Source organism: Nonomuraea terrae, from assembly GCF_004348995.1.
GTDB lineage: Bacteria > Actinomycetota > Actinomycetes > Streptosporangiales > Streptosporangiaceae > Nonomuraea > Nonomuraea terrae.
The window spans coordinates 19141-38349 of sequence record NZ_SMKQ01000043.1 but is presented as its reverse complement, the minus strand read 5'-3'; the positions used below and the strand labels follow the sequence as shown (position 1 = coordinate 38349).

17 protein-coding genes, 1 pseudogene and 1 riboswitch are annotated in these 19209 nt (G+C 70.6%); of the genes and pseudogenes, 10 read left to right on the top strand and 8 right to left on the bottom strand.

Annotated features, from left to right (window positions below; all coding sequences use genetic code 11):
* Positions 1-332: 332 nt before the first annotated feature.
* Positions 333-590: a hypothetical protein gene (locus E1286_RS16850; protein WP_132613527.1), complete on the top strand. Its 258-nt coding sequence runs from the start codon at positions 333-335 to the stop codon at positions 588-590.
* 379 nt (positions 591-969) lie between these two features.
* A complete protein-coding gene (locus E1286_RS16845; protein WP_132613525.1) occupies positions 970-1233 on the top strand; it encodes a hypothetical protein in 264 nt (87 codons plus the stop codon).
* Positions 1234-1319: 86 nt separating this feature from the next.
* Here the strand turns inward: E1286_RS16845 and E1286_RS16840 are convergent.
* Positions 1320-2072, bottom strand: a pseudogene (locus tag E1286_RS16840) (adenosine deaminase family protein); the annotation flags it as partial.
* Between E1286_RS16840 and E1286_RS48850 the strand changes: the two are divergent.
* A complete protein-coding gene (locus E1286_RS48850) occupies positions 1974-2216 on the top strand; it encodes a hypothetical protein (RefSeq protein ID WP_187368177.1) in 243 nt (80 codons plus the stop codon). The pseudogene E1286_RS16840 and the gene E1286_RS48850 overlap by 99 nt on opposite strands.
* A gap of 297 nt (positions 2217-2513) precedes the next feature.
* Here the strand turns inward: E1286_RS48850 and dacB are convergent, their stop codons facing one another.
* Entirely contained in the window at positions 2514-4058 is a 1545-nt protein-coding gene (dacB, locus tag E1286_RS16830; protein WP_132613523.1) for a D-alanyl-D-alanine carboxypeptidase/D-alanyl-D-alanine endopeptidase, read from the bottom strand.
* A 99-nt stretch (positions 4059-4157) separates the two neighbouring features.
* Entirely contained in the window at positions 4158-4706 is a 549-nt protein-coding gene (locus E1286_RS16825; RefSeq protein ID WP_132613521.1) for an FHA domain-containing protein, read from the bottom strand.
* Between the two features lie 88 nt (positions 4707-4794).
* Here E1286_RS16825 and E1286_RS16820 point away from each other — a divergent pair, with 88 nt between their 5' ends.
* The 3 genes from E1286_RS16820 to E1286_RS16810 are packed head-to-tail and all read left to right on the top strand — an operon-like array spanning position 4795 to position 8695.
* Positions 4795-5313, top strand: coding sequence for a PadR family transcriptional regulator (locus tag E1286_RS16820; RefSeq protein ID WP_132613519.1), 519 nt, complete (start codon positions 4795-4797; stop codon positions 5311-5313).
* Positions 5310-5993 (top strand): ABC transporter ATP-binding protein, encoded by a 684-nt coding sequence (locus tag E1286_RS16815; RefSeq protein WP_132613517.1) that lies wholly within the window; start codon positions 5310-5312, stop codon positions 5991-5993. Before E1286_RS16820 ends, E1286_RS16815 begins: the two co-directional genes overlap by 4 nt.
* The gene (locus tag E1286_RS16810) at positions 5990-8695 is read left to right on the top strand and encodes an FtsX-like permease family protein (protein ID WP_132613515.1); all 2706 of its coding nucleotides are present in this window, start codon (positions 5990-5992) and stop codon (positions 8693-8695) included. Before E1286_RS16815 ends, E1286_RS16810 begins: the two co-directional genes overlap by 4 nt.
* Here the strand turns inward: E1286_RS16810 and E1286_RS16805 are convergent.
* Positions 8655-10016 carry an MFS transporter gene (locus E1286_RS16805; RefSeq protein WP_132613513.1) on the bottom strand — a complete coding sequence of 454 codons (1362 nt, stop codon included), beginning with the start codon at positions 10014-10016 and terminating at the stop codon, positions 8655-8657. The two genes, E1286_RS16810 and E1286_RS16805, sit on opposite strands and share 41 nt — an antisense overlap.
* 60 nt (positions 10017-10076) lie before the next feature.
* Positions 10077-10931, bottom strand: a complete 855-nt coding sequence (locus E1286_RS16800) for a hypothetical protein (RefSeq protein WP_132613511.1) — start codon at positions 10929-10931, stop codon at positions 10077-10079.
* 258 nt (positions 10932-11189) lie between these two features.
* On the opposite strand from E1286_RS16800, the gene serA reads away from it, so the two are divergent.
* A complete protein-coding gene (gene serA, locus E1286_RS16795; RefSeq protein WP_132613509.1) occupies positions 11190-12779 on the top strand; it encodes a phosphoglycerate dehydrogenase in 1590 nt (529 codons plus the stop codon).
* Positions 12780-13330: 551 nt separating this feature from the next.
* Here serA and E1286_RS16790 read toward each other — a convergent pair.
* Complete coding sequence (locus E1286_RS16790; protein ID WP_132613507.1) at positions 13331-13813, bottom strand: C40 family peptidase; 483 nt, start codon at positions 13811-13813, stop codon at positions 13331-13333.
* 160 nt (positions 13814-13973) lie between these two features.
* Positions 13974-14117, bottom strand: a riboswitch (cyclic di-AMP (ydaO/yuaA leader).
* A 106-nt stretch (positions 14118-14223) separates the two neighbouring features.
* Here E1286_RS16790 and E1286_RS16785 point away from each other — a divergent pair.
* Together E1286_RS16785 and E1286_RS16780 are read left to right on the top strand one after the other, a co-directional pair.
* Entirely contained in the window at positions 14224-15270 is a 1047-nt protein-coding gene (locus tag E1286_RS16785; protein ID WP_132613505.1) for a 3-isopropylmalate dehydrogenase, read from the top strand.
* Positions 15271-15488: 218 nt separating this feature from the next.
* Positions 15489-16586, top strand: a complete 1098-nt coding sequence (locus E1286_RS16780; RefSeq protein WP_132613503.1) for a branched-chain amino acid aminotransferase — start codon at positions 15489-15491, stop codon at positions 16584-16586.
* 47 nt (positions 16587-16633) lie between these two features.
* Here E1286_RS16780 and E1286_RS16775 read toward each other — a convergent pair whose 3' ends face one another.
* Together E1286_RS16775 and E1286_RS16770 are read right to left on the bottom strand one after the other, a co-directional pair.
* Positions 16634-17623, bottom strand: coding sequence for an aldo/keto reductase (locus E1286_RS16775; RefSeq protein ID WP_132613501.1), 990 nt, complete (start codon positions 17621-17623; stop codon positions 16634-16636).
* A gap of 59 nt (positions 17624-17682) precedes the next feature.
* Positions 17683-18327 (bottom strand): O-methyltransferase, encoded by a 645-nt coding sequence (locus E1286_RS16770; protein WP_132613499.1) that lies wholly within the window; start codon positions 18325-18327, stop codon positions 17683-17685.
* Between the two features lie 58 nt (positions 18328-18385).
* Between E1286_RS16770 and E1286_RS16765 the strand changes: the two genes are divergently transcribed.
* Positions 18386-19033 carry a DsbA family protein gene (locus tag E1286_RS16765; RefSeq protein WP_132613497.1) on the top strand — a complete coding sequence of 216 codons (648 nt, stop codon included), beginning with the start codon at positions 18386-18388 and terminating at the stop codon, positions 19031-19033.
* Positions 19034-19209: the final 176 nt, after the last annotated feature.

Sequence of the window (19209 nt, the reverse complement as noted above, 5' to 3'; positions counted from 1 at the left end):
CATCCCGGGCGGGAGTCTCATTGGGGCGCGAAAGGTGTCGTGTCCGGTGGGGCGTCGTAACGGTGCGTATCGGAACGAACTGCCCTGCCGGCCGGGGCGGCCACTGCGCGGCCTGAGTCATGGTTGCGGAAAGGTCATGGGATCGTCGCCCGCCCGTGCTGCGGAAGACACGTGATCCTCAAGGCTGCTGATCTGCGTTCGTGCTTCGTACCTGCGTTGCACATGGCTGGTTGAAGGATGTCGGTCTCACGGTTTTTCGAATCGGGCAGTCGGGAAGATCTAATCCCGGTAGCTACGGAGCGTAGTCAATCGGTACCAAAGGGAGACATTCCATGTTCAAATCAGGGCTCATCGTGGCTGGGGTCGTGGGAGGTCTGCTCCTGTCCGGCGGTTCCGCGCTTGCGGAGACGTGGCCGCACGACCACGGCAAGAACGACAACCGGAAGATCATCTTCGTCTGTGGCGAGGGCAACCAGGTCGGACACGAGAACAACAACCACGAGTACGGCCTTCTCGGCCTCGAGACCGACGAGGTCCTGAGCGGGATCCTTGGCCACGCGGATGACAATGTGAAGTGCTCGTTCAGCTAAGGCAAGCCCTCAACGGCTGAGCAAACCTGGTTAAGGGGCCTGCCCACTGGGTGGGCCCCTTAACAGTGCCCGGACCTGCGTGAAGGCGGCGGCAGGGTGCGGCGTAACGGTGCGTATCGGCATTAATTGCTATGTTGGGCAGGGGTGGCCATTGCGGGACCTGGGGCATGGTTGCGGGAAGGTCATGAGATCACCGCCCGCCCGTCCTTCGAAAGACATGTGATCGTCAAGGCAGATGATCTGCGTTAGCGCTACGTACCGGCGTTGCATATGAGCTGGTTAAGGATGACGATCTCGCGGTTTTTGCATCGAGCCGCGGGGGAAATCTACCCCCGGTGGCTACGCAGCGTAGCCAATCGGTACAAGGGAAGATGCATCCATGTTCAAATCAGGGCTCATCATGGCTGGGGTCGTCGGCGGCCTGCTTCTGTCCGGCGGTTCCGCGCTCGCGGAGACGTGGCCGAACCACCACGAGGACGGCAAGGACAACAGGAAGATCATCGTCGTCTGTGGCAAGGACAACATCGTCGGCCACAAGGTTGAGGTCACCAAGTACGGCCTGATCAACCTCGACACCGCCGAACTCCTGAGCGGGCTCCTCCTCGCTCACGCGGACGACCACCTGACGTGCTCGTTCCGCTGACGTCGGTCCTCAGCGGCTGAGCAAGCGTAGTTAAGGGGCCTGCCCGCAGGGGTGGGCCCCTTAACTGTGTCCGTGCGGACTTCTGTGAAGGCCGCGTCGAAGGAGTTGCGCGCGATCCGGTCGAGCTGGGCGTCGGTCATCCCCAACTCCCGTCGCAGCGCCGCGTAGTTGTCCTCCACGTAGCCGCCGAAGTAGGCCGGGTCGTCGGAGTTGACGGTCACCACCAGCCCCTCGTCCAGCATCGCGGGCAGGATGTGGTCGCGCAGGGACGGCACCGCGCGCAGCCGTACGTTCGACAGCGGGCACACCGTCAGCGGGATCCGCTCCTCGCGCAAGCGGGCCACCAGCTGGGGGTCCTCCATCGCCCTGATGCCGTGGTCCACCCGCTCCACGCGCACACCCGCCGGAACAACGACGGCGGATAGCCCACCTCGGCCGAGTCCAGCCCCACTCCGATGAACCGATCCCGGTACGGCAGCGCCGCCCGCAGCACCTCCTCGGCCTCCTCCGCGCCCGGTCACGCAGGAAGCACAGGATCAGCGCGGCCGACAGCCCGCCGTCCTTCAGCGCCTCCGACAACCCGCCGAACACCACCTCCAGCGGCACGCCCCGGCTCAGGTGGGCTGCGGGTCGAAGAAGATCTCCGCGTGCCGCACCCCTTGCGCAGCCGCCCGCCGCAGGTAGGCGGTGGCCAGGTCGTAGAAGTCCTGCTCGGTACGGAGGACCGCCATGTTCTCGTAGTGGACGTCCAGGAACGCCTGCAGATCCGCGAACGAGTAGCGCGCGCGGATGGCTTCCACATCGAAGGTCGGCAGGTCGATCCGGTCACGCCGGGCCAGCTCGACGACGTCTTCGCCTCCGCGCGGATCTCCGTGCCCGCCTCGATCATCGGCGCGCTCATCGCCGAGTGGCTGGCCACGGGGAAGGGCATCGGCGCCGAGATCCTGCGGGCGATCGGCGGGTTCCGCTACGACGAGGTGTGATCCACGGAGGAGATCGCGGACCCGGCCGCCGTCCGTGTGCGGGGTGGGACGCGGCCGGGTCCGCCCGGAAGGAGCGCAAGGGGCGTGCGGTGGGATGCCGGCTCGGGGGGATGGGCCGGCGGCTGAGCCCGGCGCTCTCGTGGTCCAGGGACGCCTCTGAAGTGCGTCGAACGAAATTCTGGCGGCTCCGGGTCGGTTTTGTACTGAAATTCCATGGCAAAGCTGGAGCTCCAGGATGAGCCCGGTAAACCGCGGCGGCCCCCCACGCGTCGTGGAGGGCCGCCGTTCAGCGGGATGTCAGCACTCGGCGGGCTTCAGCCACGAGCACTCCAGGTCGCCCGCCTGGCTCGCCTGGCCGGCGCGCAGCGGGCTGACGTCCGCGGTCGCCGCCGTCCGCGAGAACCGCGCGAGCCGTACGGCGATCTGGTCCTCGATGTCCTTCGGCGAGGCCGACAGGTACTGGTTGAGCATGATGGAGAAGACCAGCGGCTCGCCGTCGGCGCTGGTGACGTAGCCGGACAGCGCCGTGACCCCGGTGAGCGAGCCGGTCTTGGCCCGGACGTTGTCCGCCGCCGGCGTGTTCCGCATCCGGCTGCGCAGCGTGCCGCCGACGAACCGCTCGGCGTTGCCGGCCACGGGCAGCGACTCGTACCAGGTGGGGAACCACGGCTTGCCCCGTACGGCGGTCAGGAACTGCGCGATCGAGGCGGGGGAGAAACCGTCGCGGCGCGAGAGCCCCGAGCCGTCCCGCATGTTGATCACCTGGGCGCCGTTCGCCCGGGCGAAGTCGGTGACGACCTTGAGCCCGGCCGCCCAGGTGCCCTGGTTCGCCGCCTTGCGGCCCATGGCCTTGGTGAGGATCTCCGCGTGGATGTTGTTGCTCAGCTTCATGAACGGCACCAGCAGCTCGCCGAGCGTCATCGACTCGTGCCGGGCCAGCTCCCCGGCCCCTTCCGGTGCGGCGCCGGTGACGGTCGGGCCGAGCACCTTGACGCCGTGCTTCTTCAGCGCAGCGCGGAACAGCGTGGACGCGTACGCGGTGGGGTCGTCCACGGCCACCCATTCCTGGTACGAATCCGCCACCGTGCCGGTGATCACCACGGTACGGGTGCCGTGCCGGCGTTCGATGAGCACGTCGGTCTCGTTACCGGTCGTGGCCTGGTTGACGATCTCCAGGTAGTCGGTCGGCGGCGTGGCGGTCACCTTGACCTTGCCGTCCTCCGCGGAGACGGCGACGATCACCGAGCCGGCGTCGTAGTCGCGGTCGGGGGAGGCGGTCAGGGCCGAGATCGGCGCCGCGTAGTACGCGGTCTCGTCGTCCCAGGCCCAGTCGTTGCCGAGCCGCTGCCCGTCGAACCAGGTGTCGTCGGCCACCAGCCTGCCGGTGACGAGCTTCACGCCCGCCTTCGCCACTTGGGCGGCCAGGGCGTCGTAGTCCTCGGCCAGCATCGTCGGGTCACCGGTGCCGCGCAGCACCAGGTCGCCGGTCAGCACCGAGCCCGCCTTGCGGCCGGCGTTCAGGACGGTGGTGGGGAAACGGTAGTCGAGGCCGAGCGTCTCCGCCGCCGCGGCCGAGGTGAACAGCTTGGTGTTGGAGGCCGGGGTGAGCAGCTTGCCGGCGTCGGTGGCGTACAGGTCCTCGCCGGTCTGGGCGCTCTTCACGACCACGCCCGCCCGGGCGATCGTGAGCCGTGAGTCGCTGAGGATCTGGTTGATGTCCTGGGTCAGGTCCGCCACGCCCGCGGTGGGATCGAGGGCGACGGCGGGGGAGGAGGGGCCGGACGCCCACGCGAGGGCCGCGACGAGCGCGCCCGCGACGAGGGAGGCTGAGGTGCGCCGCATGGGGTCTCCAAGGGTGACTGGGGGATCGCCTGCAGCATGAATCAGCGCAGTCAGCCTGTAATCCGCAAATATCCGTATTTATCGGGGATTGGCGCGATGTTAGGACGGCAGTCCCGACGTCACCAGGAAGCCGCAGTCACCGAACGACACCTCGTCACCCGACTTCACCCGCGCCGGCCCCACCAGCCGCCACCCGTTGAGCCGGGTGCCGTTGAGCGAGCCGAGGTCGACCAGCATCCACTCGCCGTCGGCGGCGCGCCGCAGCTCGGCGTGGACGCGGGAAACCGTCAGGTCCGACAGCACGAGATCGCAGGCCGATCCGCGGCCCACGACGTAACGCGGCCGGTCGTCGTCGGGCAGCGCCAGCCGGGGCAGGCGCGGCTTGCGCCAGGCGGACTGAAGCCTGGTGGTGAACTCCGACACCGAGGAGACGGCGTCGGTCAGCCGCTGCCGGAACGTCGGCCGCTGAGGCAGGTCGGCCACCAGCTTGTCGAGCTCTTCCCGGCTGCGGGCGCGCAGCGCCTGGTCCACCCGGCCGACGAACGTGTCGTGTGAGATCCGGCCCTCCGCGGCACGATCTCTGAGCTCGTCGATCGCCCGGTCACGTTCCCCGTCCGAGGCGCGAAAGGGCGGATGCGTGGAACTCATGTAGGGAGTATCGGCCTGAACCTCGTGCCCTGTCCAGAATACGCGCATCTGTTGCGCCGAGCATACTCAGTATGCATACTCGGTATCCATGTCGATCAGACACGGGATCCTCGCGCTGCTGAGAGGCGGGCCACGTTACGGCTATCAGCTGCGGGTGGAGTTCGAGGCGTCCACGGCGGCGACCTGGCCGCTGAACATCGGCCAGGTCTACACCACGCTCTCGCGGCTCGAACGCGACGGCCTCGTCACGCCGGCCGGCGCCGACGAGCAGGGCCGCGCGCTCTACGCGATCACCGAGACCGGCCGCGTGGAGCTGGAGCGCTGGTTCGCCACCCCGGTCGCGCAGAGCGACCGGCCCAGGGACGAGCTCGCCATCAAGATCGCGATGGCAGTGGCCGGCGCGGACGTCGACGTGGGCGCCGTCATCCACACCCAGCGCACGGCCACCATGCGCACGCTGCAGGCGCTCACCCGCGCCAAGCGCGCCGCGGACGGGCTCGCGCAACGGCTGGTCCTCGACGGGCTGATCTTCAAGGCCGAGGCGGAGCAGCGTTGGCTGGACCACTGCGAGGCCGTGTCCAAGGCGTCCAAGGAGAAGAACACTTGACTGTCGTGAGGCTGCGAGAGGTGACCCGGGAGCACGGCCAGGTCCGGGCGCTGAGGGGCGTGAGCCTGGAGGTGTCGGCCGGCGAGCTGGTCGCCGTCATGGGGCCGTCGGGCTCGGGCAAGTCGACCCTGCTCAACCTGGCCGGGGGCCTCGATCGGCCCACCTCAGGAAACGTGGAGATCGAGGGCCGCGACCTGGCCGGCGTGCCCGACCTGGCCGCCCTCCGGCGCCGCAGCGTCGGGTACGTCTTCCAGGACCTCAACCTGATTCCGTCCCTGACCGCCGCCGAGAACGTGATGCTGCCGCGAGAGCTCGACGGCGTACGGTCCCGCCAGGCCCGTACGGAGGCCATGACCGCGCTGGCCGAGGCCGGCGCCGAGGAGATCGCCGGGCGGTTCCCCGAGGAGCTGTCCGGCGGGCAGCGGCAGCGGGTGGCGATCGCCAGGGCGCTGGCGGGGGAGCGGCGGCTGCTGCTGGCCGACGAGCCCACCGGCGCGCTTGACACCGCCACCGGCGACGAGATCCTGCGTCTGCTGCGCTCCCGCTGCGACGACGCGGGCGCGGCGGTGCTGCTGGTCACCCACGAGCCGCGTTACGCGGCGTGGGCCGACCGCGTGGTCTACCTGCGCGACGGGCTGATCGCCGAGTCGGGGAGCGTCCGCCTGGAGAGCGCCCGATGAGCGCGGAGGAAGAGCGCGCGGCGAGCGCGGAGGAGAAGCGCGTGGCGAGTACTCCGGAGGGGCGCGCGGCGGGTGCGCCGGAAGCCGGCGTGCCGCATCTCAACGCTTTCACCGCCTTCACGGGCCGCTGGGCGGTGCTGCGGGCGGCGCTGCGCATCTCGCGCAGGGACGCCTGGCGCGCCAAGGGCCGCACGGCGCTGATCATGGTGATGATCGGGTTGCCGGTGCTGGTGATCACCGCACTGATCACCGGCCGCGCCACGACCGATGTCACGCCGTACGAGCAGCTGGACTCGACACTGGGCTCGGCCGACGCGCGACTGATCACGTTCCCGACGCGTGGCCGGGTGCGGCAGGACGTGGCCGCGCGGAGCATCGGGCAGCACAAGGCGTCGCGCCCCGACCGTCAATGGACCCCCGCCGAGCTCGGCACGCTGCTCGACGGCCGCCTGCTGCGCTACCAGCAGAAGACCGGCGAGGTGCGCCTGCCCGACGGCTACGACTGGGTGGACGTGCTGGAGGTGGACCTGCGCGACCCCATGACCCGCGGCATGCGGGAGCTGGTGGAGGGCCGCTTCCCGGCCGCCCCCGGTGAGGTCGCGGTCTCTCCCGCGCTGACCGGCCGGGGCGCCCGGATCGGCGGCACGCTTCCGGTGACGCGTGACAACCGCCCGATGCGCGTGGTCGGCGTGGTCCAGAACCCCAACCGTCCTGGGAGCGCCGAGCTGACGGCCCTGCCGGAGGCCGTGCTCGGTCACCAGAACGACGGCGACAACAGCGGCTGGCTGGCCGACACCCCCGGCTCGGTGCGGCGGGCGGACGTCCGCCGGCTGAACCAGGCGGGGCTCGCCGTGCAGTCCCGGGCGCTGATCGAGCGCCTGCCGGACGACGGTGAGAGCCCGGTGCCCGCCATGTCGGGCTCGCCGACGCGTGGTGCGGTCTCGCTCGGCGTCGCCATCGTGCTCGTCGTCATGGAGACCGTCCTGCTGGCGGGGCCCGCCTTCGCCGTCGGACTGCGGCGCCGGCGCAGGGAGCTCGCCGTGCTCGCCGCCCAGGGCGCCTCGGGGCGGCAGCTCAAGGCCGTGGTCCTGGCCGACGGGCTCGTGCTGGGCGGCGCGGCGGCGCTGATGGGCATGGTGCTCGGCATCGGGGCGGGCGCGCTGATCGCGTCCGTCGGCGCCCCTCTGCTGAACTGGACGCACGGCCCGCTCGACGTCCCGTGGCCGGAGGTGCTCGCCGTGGCCGCGCTCGGCGTCGTCAGCGGGGTGACCGCCGCGCTGGTGCCCGCGGTGCAGGCGAGCCGGCAGAGCCCGGCGCAGGTGCTGGCCGGGCGCGCCGCGGTGGACCCGCCGGGCCGCGCGGCCCGTCCCCTGCTCGGCCTCGTCCTGGTCGTGCTCGGTACCGGAGGGTGCTTCGCCGCCGCGCGCCACGATGACCTGGCGGTCGTCATCTCCGCCGTTGTCCTCGCGCTCGGCCTGATCGTGCTGATGCCGTGGCTGGTCAGGAGCACCGGCCGGCTCGCCGGTCGCCTGCCGCTCCCGCTGCGCCTGTCCGTCCGCGACGCCGCCCGCCACCGCGTCCGTACGTCCTCCGCCGCCGGGGCCGTCATGGGGGCCACGATGGCGGCGGTGGTCCTGGGCCTGGTGGCAGCCAGCGCCTTCGCGCAGCGCGAGGCGGAGCGCACCTCCGTCGAGCCCCTGGGCACCCTGACGATCCGCACCTGGGCGTCCACGACCGACGGCCAGTGGTCCAGGCTGCGCGTGGAAGCGGAGCGCCTGCTGCCCGGCGTGCCACTGGTCCCCGGCGCGGTGGCGGTGAACGCCGAGGGCAAGGAGGTGCGGCTGCAAGGCGACAGGCACCCCCTGCACTGCGCGGGCCCGACGAAGTGCCTGCCGCCCAGGTGGGACGGCGGCGGGATCCTGCCGGTCGGTGACGAGCGGCTGCTGACATTCCTCCTCGAACGCCACGACCCGCGGGCGGAGGCGGCGCTGGCGCGGGGCAGCGCCGTGGTGATCGGCTCCGGGATGGCGCACGACGGCGTGGTGCAACTGGTGGCCGAGTCATGGGAGGGCGGCGAGGACGAGCGCCTCACGCTGCCGGCCGTGGTCGCGAAGGCGGCCGAGCCCGCGCAGACCGGTGCGCTGATCCCGGCGTCGGCCCTGGAGAAGGCCGGGTTCACGGTGGTCGAGCGTCACCTGTACGCCGCCCACGTGCCCGCCGACGAAGCCCGCCTGCAGCGGGCGCTCAACACCGTGGCCAGTGGTGTGAACATCTCCGTGGAGCGCAGGGGCGACGAGGACGCGCTCACCGTCCTGCTCGTGCTGCTCGGCGCGGCGATGGTGCTGGTGCTCGGGGGCACGTTCGCGGCCACCGGGCTGGCGGCGGCCGACATGCGCCAGGACCTCGACACCATGTCGGCGGTCGGCGCGGCGCCCCGGGTGCGCAGGCTCGTGGTGGCGGCCCAGGCCGCGTACCTCTCCGGGCTGGGTGCCGCCGTGGGGCTGGCGGGCGGAGCCGTCGGCGGCGCCGCGCTGATCCGCTGGAACTGGGAGACCGGCATCCACCCGGGGGGTCACCCACAGGTCGTCGAGATCCCGTGGCTCTTCCTGGCCGGGCTGGTGGTCGGGCTGCCGCTGCTGGCGGCGCTGGTGGCCGGGACGTTCACCCGGACGCGGCCGGCGCGGGCGCGGCGGGTGGCCTGAGGCGGTACTTCAGGGTGATCAGCACGGAGATGAAGATGATCACGGCGGGGACGGTGGTCTGCCCGATGAGCACCGCCGTCACCGCGCTCTCCGGCTGCCGCACGGGCCGGCTCGGCTCCGACTCGACGAAGCCGCCGATCGACAGGATGATCCCGAAGATCAGCGCGCCGAACGAGCTGACCCCGCTCTCGATGGCCGTCCACAGCCCGGTCAGCACGCCCGCCCGCCGTTTGCCGGTCTCGGCCGCGTCCGCCGCGACCACGTCGGCGAGCATCGAGAACAGCAGCAGCTGCACCCCGGCGATGCCCACGCCGACCAGCAGGATCGCCACATGGGCGTAGAGCGCGCCGAAGAGCGGGGTGGCCATGGCCGCCGCCGTGCCGCCGCCGAACATGAGCGCGGCCAGGATCATCGCGCCGCGCTTGTCGAACCGCCTGGCCAGCCGCACCCACAGCGGCATGGTCAGCAGCATCGGCCCCACCAGCGCCGCGAAGAGCGTCTGCGTCGACCGCGGGTCGCCGAGGGTGTAGGCCGCGAAGTACGGCGCCGCCGCCAGCATCATGCTGACCGCCAGCATCTGCGTGCAGGCCAGCACCGTGATCCAGAGGAACGCGGAGTTGCCCTTGATCGCGGCGAACTGCTCGCGCCATCCGCCCCGGTCGGGCTCGGGCGCGCCGGTCATGGGGGCGCGGGCGGTGCCGAAGAACGCGCCGAGCATCGCCAGCAGCAGGATCACCGCGATGGTCAGGCCCATCATCCGGTAGCTGGCGAGCGTGCCCTGCGCGCCCTGGCTGCCGGCGATGGCCGGGGCCAGCACGCCGCTGATGGCGGTGCCCGCCCCGATGAAGATCATCCGCCACTGCAGCAGCGACGTCCGCTCGTGGTAGTCGTGCGTCATCTCGCCCGGCATCGCCTTGTACGGCACCTCGAACAAGGCGTACGCCGTCGCCGCCGCCATGAAGCAGGCGCCGACGTACAGGGCGGCGGGCACGCCCCTGAGCGACGGCCCGGCGAAGACCAGGAAGAACGCGACCGGCAGGGTCAGCGCGCCGGCCAGCATCCACGGCCGGCGCGGGCCGAGGCGTGAGCGTGTCCGGTCGGACCAGCGGCCGACCAGCGGGTTGACGACCAGGTCCCACACCTTCGGCGCGGTCACCACCACCCCGGCCAGCCAGGCGGGCACGGCCAGGAAGTTCGTCATGTAGTAGAGCAGCAGGAGCCCCGGCACGGCGCCGACCGTGGCCGTGCAGAACGAGCCCACGCCGTAGCCCAGGCGCACGCTCCGCGGGACGGTGGTCACGGCCGCCGCCGGTGCGATCATGCCCTCATTGAAGCTGAGCGCCGTTCGGTCCGGTAGGGCCCACTTTCGCGGACCCGCCGGTCACTCGCGTACATCGGCGCACACGACGTGCGCGCCGATCTCGATCATGCGGCGCTCGCTGCGCGTGTCGGCCACCCGGGCCATGAGGATCGGCGCGCCGGAGGCGGCCAGCTGCGGCAGCCGGGCGCGGACGAGCCGGTGCAGGTCGCGTACGACGTCCTCGGCGGCCGACATGTGGACCTTGACGTGCAGCATGATGCCCGGCGCTCCGGAGGCCGTCCGCGCCTCGGAGATCCAGACGTGGTGCACGAGCGGGAAGTCCATGAGCAGCTGCGCGATGGCCTGGCGCAGCGCGGGCAGGATCGGGTGGGTGCAGCGGCGGTAGCCGGGATCGACCTGCTGCATCGGCCCGGACAGGTGCGGCCGGGGCGCGGGCACCCACGGCATCGAGGGAGCATCGGGCGTCGGGGGAGCCACCTGGGCCAGCGCGGCACCGCGCGACACGGTCGCCATCGCGCCCGTCGCGTAGGCGGCCGGAGCCGCCCCCGACAACACGGGCGTCGGCCCCGTGCGCGTCGTGGTGAGGAAGCGCTGCAGATCGGCGATGGGCACGGCCGCAGCGGCTGGTCCGGCCGCGTCGATCACGATCTCGCGCACCCCGGTGACGCGCTGGATGTCCAGGATGGTGTCGGCGTCGCAGGCCGACAGGGAATGACTGCCACGGTGCCTCGCGTAGGTGGCGGGGCTGGTGTAACCGAGCAGCACTCGGTCACCTGCTTGCGTCGTCCCGAGGACGACGGAACGATCTGCACGCACTGCCACCAGGACTCCACCGTCGGCAAGAGCGCTCAGCAGGCGATGCGGGGAGCCATGCTGGGCGAGCACGTCGGCGAGCGCAGGATTCCCGATGCTCATAGGACGAACCCTAGGTAGTCGGCCACGGCTTATCAGGCTAATGGCCAAGAAATCCCCCGATCAAGACAAAGTTGTGAGCGGGGTGAGTGAGTTTGCCGACACCGGGGTACGCCTGAGGGCCGTCTCGCATCGTGCGATGCGTCTCACATCCTGGGTCTTTCGTGAACGCTTTCACAAGCGTGGATAGACTCTGTGGGACATCGGGGGATCCGTCGACGTGTCCCTCGCAAGCCAGCCGTGCCCTAAGGATTCACACCAGTGAACAAGCCCGTCGTTCTGGTCGCAGAGGAGCTGTCCGAAGCCGGCCTCGCCGTTCTCGGCGCTGATTTCGAGGTCCGCCACACCGACGGCGCCGACCGTTCCCAGTTGCTGCCCGCTCTCGCCGAGGTGGACGCGCTGATCGTCCGCTCCGCCACGCAGGTGGACGCCGAGGCGATCGCCGCCGCCCCCAGGCTGCGCGTGGTCGCCCGCGCCGGTGTCGGCCTGGACAACGTCGACGTCGACGCGGCCACCAAGGCCGGTGTCATGGTCGTCAACGCCCCGACCTCCAACATCACCAGCGCCGCCGAGCAGACCATCGCCCTGATCCTGGCCAGCGCGCGCAACACGGCCCAGGCCCACGCCGCGCTCAAGAACGGCGAGTGGAAGCGGTCGAAGTACACCGGTGTCGAGCTCGACGAGAAGGTCATCGGCATCCTGGGCCTCGGCAAGATCGGCCAGCTCGTGGCGCAGCGGCTGCAGCCGTTCGGCGTCGAGCTGATCGCCTACGACCCCTACCTGCCACCGGCCCGCGCCGCGCAGATGGGCGTCAAGCTGCTCAGCCTCGAAGAGGTGCTCAAGCAGGCCGACTTCATCACCGTCCACCTGCCCAAGACCAAGGAGACGCTCGGGCTCATCGGCGACCGGGAGCTGCACCAGGTCAAGCCGACCGTCCGCATCGTCAACGTGGCCCGCGGCGGCATCGTCGACGAGGGCGCGCTCTACTCCGCGATCAAGGAGGGCCGCGTCGCCGGCGCCGGCCTCGACGTGTTCTCCAAGGAGCCGTGCACCGACAGCCCGCTGTTCGAGCTCGACCAGGTCGTCGTCACGCCGCATCTCGGCGCCTCCACCCACGAGGCTCAGGAGAAGGCCGGCACGCAGGTCGCGCGGAGCGTGAAGCTGGCGCTCGCGGGCGAGTTCGTGCCCGACGCGGTCAACGTCCAGGGCGGCGCGGTCGCCGAGGACGTCAAGCCCGGCCTGCCGCTGGCCGAGAAGCTGGGCCGGGTGTTCACCGCCCTGGCCGGCGAGGTCGCCACCAAGCTCAACGTCGAGGTCCGCGGCGAGATCGCCTCGCAGGACGTCCGGGTGATCGAGCTGGCCGCGCTCAAGGGCGTGTTCGCCGACGTGATCGAGGAGCAGGTCACCTACGTCAACGCCCCGCTGCTGGCCAAGGAGCGCGGCGTCGAGGTCGAGCTGGTCACCAGCTCCGAGAGCCCCGACTGGCGCAACGTGGTGACCGTGCGCGGCGTGCTCGCCGACGGCCGCCAGGTCTCGGTCTCCGGCACGCTGTCCGGGCCGCGCCAGATCACGAAGATCGTCGAGGTCAACGGCTACGAGATGGAGATCGAGCCGACGGCCCACCTGTGCTTCCTCACCTACGCCGACCGCCCCGGCATCGTCGGCGTGGTCGGCCGGCTGCTCGGCGAGCACAACGTCAACATCGCCTCCATGCAGGTGGCCCGCGATGTCAAGGGCGGCAAGGCGCTCATCGCGCTGACCGTCGACTCCGCGATCCCCGCCGACGTGGTCGAGCAGATCGTGGCCGAGATCGGCGCCGACAGCGGCCGCTCGGTCGACCTGGAGGACTGACCTCCCCACGCCGTCGCAGGGCCGTCACCCGTCCGGGTGACGGCCCTTTGCGTCTCAGCATGCGAGATAGTAGGACATCCAACGAGATGCCTCGGGTACTGTAGCGAGTGATGCGCCAGGTGCTCGTACTCATTACCTGCCGCGGCGAGGCCTGTTAGGGCAGGTCGACGACTCGCCGCGGTGTTCGGCGCGTTGTCGGCCGGTAAGTCCCTTCGTCCGGTCCGCGACCCGGACCACGAGATCAGGCTGGGTCGGATTCGCGACCGGAGTCCGGCGTCACTGGAACGCTTCCGCGAAACGAGATGAGTGACATGTACGACATGTATGCCTGGAACCGTGCCGACGACCACGAGGACAAGGCGGCCGAGGCCGTGCAGATCGCGCTGGACCGCCGCGACAACGGCGGCGCCCCGCAGAACTCCGGCAGCTAGCCGACCCTGCCGTTACGAGCGGCCCCGCGGACGTCTCCGCGGGGCCGCTCCATGCTTGCCGGCACAGGCGCCGGATCACGGACGTCTCCGCGATCCGGCCGATCCGTCCATGGGGTGCCGTCAGAGAGTGGCGGTGGGCATGGAGGGCGCGGGTTCGTCGCGCTGCTTGACGAACTCCCGCCATTCCCGCACGCCCTTGCGGTCCGGGCGCACCCCGCCCACGAAGGCGCTGCGCCGCCAGGCGGAGAGCTTCTCCTCCTTCACCACGTCACCCGTGCGCGGGGCGTGCACCATGTAGCCGGGCCGGGAGATCATCCCGACGTGGCCGAGGTTGCTGAAGAAGACCAGGTCGCCCGGTTTGAGGTTCTTCCAGGAGACCTTCTTGTCGAACGCCGCGTACTGGTCCGCGGCGACCCGCGGGAGCTGGATCCCCGCCTTCTGGTACGCCCGCAGCATGAGTCCGGAGCAGTCATAGCCGCGTGGACTGGTGCCTCCCCACACGTAGGGGGTGCCCCGTTTGTTCATCGCGAACTTGAGCGCGATCTTCCAGGCCGGCTTGGGTGCGCGTTTGTCCTGGATCTCCTTGAGCTTGTGTCCGTCCAAGGTGATGGTGGACGCGTCTGGGGCTTTCTGGGCTGGGGCTTTCTCTTCTGCGGCCTGCTGCGCCGGGGGTTTGGCGGTCGTCGCCTGTGCGGCGGGGGCGGCCAGGAGGAGCCCGGCGACGCCCGCGGCCGAGGCAATGGCAATACGTGACAAGGGGGACTTGTCCTTCCATGCGGCCGGCCGGGTTAGCTGACGGGCTCGGGCTTGGAAGCAGCCCTACGGCGTGGGGTCGCCGATTCGCCCCTGGGGGAAGTTGGGTCCCCGGCTCCACGCAACCGCTGCGTGGATTAGGCCTGTCGGACACTAACGAAACGGTCAAACGGACGTAAATAGTAAAAAAGGTAAAATATCGGACGTCCGGAGCTTGAGATGGTTGCTCGTCAGGCGAGACGAGCGGGTAAGGTACCGCCATGGAGTCGCGCAACATCCGCCTGGCCGTGATCCCCGGAGACGGGATCGGCACCGAGGTCGTCGCCGAAGGGCTCAAGGTCCTGGAGGCCGTGGGCACGAAGTTCGAGCCCACGCACTACGACCTGGGCGCTGCCCGCTATCACCGCACCGGTGAGACGCTCCCCGACTCCGTGATGGAGGAGCTGCGCGGTTACGACGCGCTCCTGCTCGGCGCGATCGGCGACCCGAGCGTGCCGCCGGGCATCCTGGAGCGCGACGTGCTGCTCAAGCTGCGCTTCGCCTTCGACCACTACGTCAACCTGCGCCCGGTCAAGCTGTTCCCGGGCGTGGAGACGCCGCTGGGCGACTCGTCCGCCGAAGACATCGACATGATCGTGGTCCGCGAGGGCACCGAGGGCCTCTACGCCGGCACCGGTGGCGTCATGCGCCGCGGCACCCCGCACGAGATCGCCACCCAGGAGTCGCTCAACACCGCCCACGGCGTCGAGCGCGTGGTGCGCTACGCCTTCGACAAGGCCATGACGCGCCCGCGCAAGAAGCTGACCCTCGTCCACAAGACGAACGTGCTCACCTACGCCGGCGACCTGTGGCAGCGCACGGTCAACCGGATCAGCGAGGAATACCCCGAGGTCACCACCGACTACTGCCACATCGACGCGGCCTCGATGTTCTTCGTCACCCAGCCCGAGCGCTTCGACGTGGTGGTGACCGACAACCTGTTCGGCGACATCATCACCGACCTCGGCGCGGCCATCGCCGGCGGCATCGGCCTGGCCGCCAGCGGCAACATCAACCCCGAGCGCACCGCGCCCAGCATGTTCGAGCCGGTCCACGGCAGCGCGCCCGACATCGCCGGCCAGGGCAAGGCCGACCCGACCGCGACGATCCTGTCGGTCGCCATGCTGCTCGACCATCTCGGGCTGCAGGCCGAGGCGGCCAGGGTCGAGCAGGCCGTCGCCGACGACATCGTCGAGCGGCTGGCCGGCTGGGCGGCTCGCACCACACGGGAGATCGGCGACGACATCGCCGCGCGAGTATCCGGCTAGGACCGCCTAGCCCCGGAACGGAAGCGCCTGGTGGTCTGCGAAGGACTGCCGGGCGCTTTTTTGCGTCCAAAGCGGCTAATCGCCCTATCGGCCGCTTGCCATCCCATATAGCGAGACAATAGGAAGTACGGACACCCCCCGACGCGGGGCACGCACCGTGCCGTCATCGGGCAGATACCGTGACATTTCGCCAGATCGTAGAGAGAAGGACCGCCGTCATGACCATCGCTCAGAAGCTCAGCTTCGACGTGCAGCTATCCGACCACGCTCGCACCGCGGCCGAGCGGGAGCAGGTAATGGCGAACCCCGTCTTCGGGAAGGTCTTCACGGATCACATGATCTCGATCGACTTCACCGAGGGCCGTGGCTGGCACGACGCCAGGCTCATGCCGTACGGCCCGCTCGCCCTCGAGCCCGCCACCGCGGTCTTCCACTACGGCCAGGAGATCTTCGAGGGCCTGAAGGCCTACCGCCAGAGCGGCGGCTCGGTCGTGACCTTCCGGCCGTACGCGAACGCCGCCCGCTTCAACCGCTCGGCCGTCCGCCTGGCGATGCCGGAGCTCCCCGAGGAGACGTTCGTCGAGTCGCTCGAACTCCTCGTCCAGACGGAGCGCGAGTGGGTGCCGATGCCGGAGGGACACAGCCTCTACCTGCGGCCCTTCATGATCGCCACGCAGCCCGGCCTGGGCGTCAACTACCCGTCCAAGACCTACAAGTACATGGTCATCGCCTCCCCGGCGGCGTCCTACTTCGCCGGCGGCATCAAGCCGGTCTCCGTCTGGCTCTCCACCGAGTACACCCGCGCCGCGCCCGGCGGCACCGGCGAGGCCAAGTGCGGCGGCAACTACGCCGCGGCGTTCGTCGCCCAGCGCCAGGCCGTGGAGCAGGGCTGCGACCAGGTCGTGTGGCTGGACGCCCAGGAGCACCGCCACGTCGAGGAGATGGGCGGGATGAACCTGTTCTTCGTCTTCGGCGACAAGCTCGTCACCCCCGCGCTGACCGGCTCGCTGCTGGCCGGCATCACCCGCGACTCGATCCTGACGCTGGCCGGCGAGCTGGGCCTGGAGGTCGAGGAGCGGCTGGTCTCGGTGGACGAGTGGGAGGCCGGCTGCGCGTCCGGCGAGCTCACCGAGGTCTTCGCCTGCGGCACGGCGGCCATCGTGACGCCGGTGGGCTCGGTCAAGGGCGCCGACCGCTCCTGGACCATCGGCGACGGCTCGCCCGGCGAGGTGACCATGCGCGTCCGCGAGGAACTGATCGGCATCCAGTACGGCACCCGCCCCGACCCGCACAACTGGGTCCACAAGATCCTCTGAGCGAACGGGCCCGCGGGCGGCCACCGCGGGCCGGACCTGCGCCGAGGTCAGGCCCGCTCGTCCACGTTGCCGAGGTACGTCTCGTCGCCCCGCGCACCGGCGACCGCGCCCGGCGGCACCAGCTCCTCCAACCGCCGCACGGTCTCCTCGTCCAGCGTCACGTCGGCGGCCGCGGCGTTGGCCCGGAGGTTCGCCGCGCGCCGCGTGCCCGGGATCGGCACCACACCGCGGTGCATGAGCCAGGCCAGGGCGAGCTGGGCGGCCGTCAGGCCGCGCTCGCCGGCCAGCGTCGCCACGGCGTCGGCCAGCGCCACGTTGCGGCGCAGGTTGCCGTCGTCGAAGCGGGGATGGCCACGGCGCCAGTCGCCCTCCTCCAGTTCCTCGCGCGTGCGGATGGCGCCGCCGAGCAGGCCGCGCCCGAGCGGGCTGTAGGCGACGAACCCGACGCCCAGCTCCGCGCAGGCGGGCAGCATCTCCCGCTCGGGCTCCCTGCTGAACAAGGAGTACTCCGACTGCACGGCGGTGACCGGATGCACCGCGCAGGCGCGCCTGAGCGTGCGTACGGACACCTCCGACAGCCCGATGTGCCGCACGGCGCCCGCCCGCACCAGCTCGGCCAGCGCGCTCATCGTCTCCTCGATCGGCGTGCTCGGGTCGAGCCGGTGCAGGTAGTACAGGTCGACGTGGTCGGTGCGGAGCCGGTCGAGGCTGGCCTCCAGCGCGCGGCGCACGTACTCCGGCTTGCCGAGGCCGGGCACCAGCGTGCCCTGGTCGTCGGTGTTCCCGCCGAACTTGGTGGCCAGCACGACCTCGTCGCGCCGGCCCCGCAGCACCCGCCCGATCAGGCTCTCGCTGTGCCCGGCGCCGTAGACGTCGGCGGTGTCGATCAGCGTGACGCCCGCGTCGAGCGCGGTGCGCAAGGTGTCGGTCGCCTCCTGCTCGTCCACGTCGGCGTAGACGTGCGGCGCCAGTGTCATCGCGCCGAAACCCAGCACCGAGACCGTCGGCCCGCCCCGCCCGAGCGTACGGAACTGCATGTCTGCCCCCTCGGAAGTCCCCTCGTGGGGATGCCCGCCGGGGGACCGGCACACGCGCGTCAGTTCTTCATGATCATCGTCAGGCCGTCGGCCACCGGCAACATGACGACCGTCACCCGGGGGTCCTCCATCACCAGGTCGTTGAACTGCCGGATGTCCACGGTCGTGTCCTCGTCGTGCGCCGGGTCGGCCACCCAGCCCCGGCGCAGCGTGTTGTCGGCCAGCAGCAGCCCGCCGGGGCGCAGGCGTTCCATCAGCAGCTCGTAGTAGCCGGGGTAGTTGACCTTGTCGGCGTCGAGGAAGGCAAGGTCGATGGTCTCCTCGAAGGCGGCGAGCGTCTCCAGCGCGGGCCCGAGGGTCAGCGTCACCCGGTCGGCGACCCCGGCCTCCGCCCAGTACCGGCGGGCGACGGACGTCCACTCCTCGCTCACGTCGAAGCAGTGCAGCCGGCCACCGGTCAGACCGCGGGCGATGCAGATGGAGGAATAGCCGGTGAACGTGCCCACCTCGACGGCCACGCGCGGCTGCGCCAGCTTCGTGATCATGGTGAGGAAGCGGCCCTGGTCGGGGGAGATCTGCATGCCTGCGTTCGAGGCCGCGACCTCGGCGGTCTCCTCGGCGAGTCGCTCCAGCAGAGGGTCGGGCCGTGTGGTGTGCTCGATCACGTACCGCGCGACGGCGGGGTCGAGGAGATATGCCTTCATGCGGCCATTGTCGCGGTTCGGGTAGGGTCTGCGCGATCAACGAGGTGAGAGTGGGCTGATGATGAAGCGGTTGGTGGCGGTCGCGGTGGCGTGCGCGGCGATCGTCGTGATGGGGGTGCTGGCGTTCTCGGAGCCGGGCGTGTCGTCGTCCGAGGGCGTGCGGCTGACCCGGCAGGCGGACGGGTCGATGGTGCTGGCCGACCGGTCGAGCGACGCGCCCGTGCTCGACGTGTTCGAGGACTTCGACTGCCCGGTCTGCAAGGACATGCACGCCAAGGTCGACGCCACGATCCGGAGGCTGGCGATGTCCGGCCAGGTCAAGGTCGTCTACCACGCGGTGACGATCTTCCGTGACGAGCCCATGCGCTCCAACTCCATCCGCGCCGCCGCGGCCGCCCGCTGCGTCCCGGAGGCGAACTGGCTGGCCTTCCGCGACGAGCTGTACACCATGCAGCCCGCCCCGCACGGCGTGGCCTCCGGCTTCCGGCCCAAGGACCTGGCGCGGGCGGCAAGGAAGGTCGGCGCGAACGTCGACTCGTGCATCACCTCGCAGTCGTACGCGAAGGCGCACCTGGCGCAGAACGCCAAGATCCAGCTGGAGGGCACGCCGACCGTGCTGCTCGACGGGCGCATGCTGGGCAATGAGGTGTTCGACGCGGCGGCGCTGGAGCGGGTCATCACGGGAGGCGACGGCGTCACGGTGTGACCACCGGCATCCGGCCCCGTGCCCCCACCCGTGTCCAACCTGTGGGACCGGTGTGCCGGATGCTGGATCCGTATGGCACACTGGGTGGCACCATGTTCTACGGTCTGCTCATTATCGGCAGGCGCGCCGGCTGACGAAGGACACCGCCGGCGCGCAGACCTCTCACGTCCGTGAGG

Bases quoted from the DNA above. Each gene is read 5' to 3' on its own strand.
- E1286_RS16850 (WP_132613527.1), top strand. From the start codon at position 333: ATGTTCAAATCAGGGCTCATCGTGGCTGGGGTCGTGGGAGGTCTGCTC.
- E1286_RS16845 (WP_132613525.1), top strand. From the start codon at position 970: ATGTTCAAATCAGGGCTCATCATGGCTGGGGTCGTCGGCGGCCTGCTT.
- dacB (WP_132613523.1), bottom strand. From the start codon at position 4,058: ATGCGGCGCACCTCAGCCTCCCTCGTCGCGGGCGCGCTCGTCGCGGCC.
- E1286_RS16825 (WP_132613521.1), bottom strand. From the start codon at position 4,706: ATGAGTTCCACGCATCCGCCCTTTCGCGCCTCGGACGGGGAACGTGAC.
- E1286_RS16820 (WP_132613519.1), top strand. From the start codon at position 4,795: ATGTCGATCAGACACGGGATCCTCGCGCTGCTGAGAGGCGGGCCACGT.
- E1286_RS16810 (WP_132613515.1), top strand. From the start codon at position 5,990: ATGAGCGCGGAGGAAGAGCGCGCGGCGAGCGCGGAGGAGAAGCGCGTG.
- E1286_RS16805 (WP_132613513.1), bottom strand. From the start codon at position 10,016: ATGATCGCACCGGCGGCGGCCGTGACCACCGTCCCGCGGAGCGTGCGC.
- E1286_RS16800 (WP_132613511.1), bottom strand. From the start codon at position 10,931: ATGAGCATCGGGAATCCTGCGCTCGCCGACGTGCTCGCCCAGCATGGC.
- E1286_RS16785 (WP_132613505.1), top strand. From the start codon at position 14,224: ATGGAGTCGCGCAACATCCGCCTGGCCGTGATCCCCGGAGACGGGATC.
- E1286_RS16780 (WP_132613503.1), top strand. From the start codon at position 15,489: ATGACCATCGCTCAGAAGCTCAGCTTCGACGTGCAGCTATCCGACCAC.
- E1286_RS16775 (WP_132613501.1), bottom strand. From the start codon at position 17,623: ATGCAGTTCCGTACGCTCGGGCGGGGCGGGCCGACGGTCTCGGTGCTG.
- E1286_RS16770 (WP_132613499.1), bottom strand. From the start codon at position 18,327: ATGAAGGCATATCTCCTCGACCCCGCCGTCGCGCGGTACGTGATCGAG.
- E1286_RS16765 (WP_132613497.1), top strand. From the start codon at position 18,386: ATGATGAAGCGGTTGGTGGCGGTCGCGGTGGCGTGCGCGGCGATCGTC.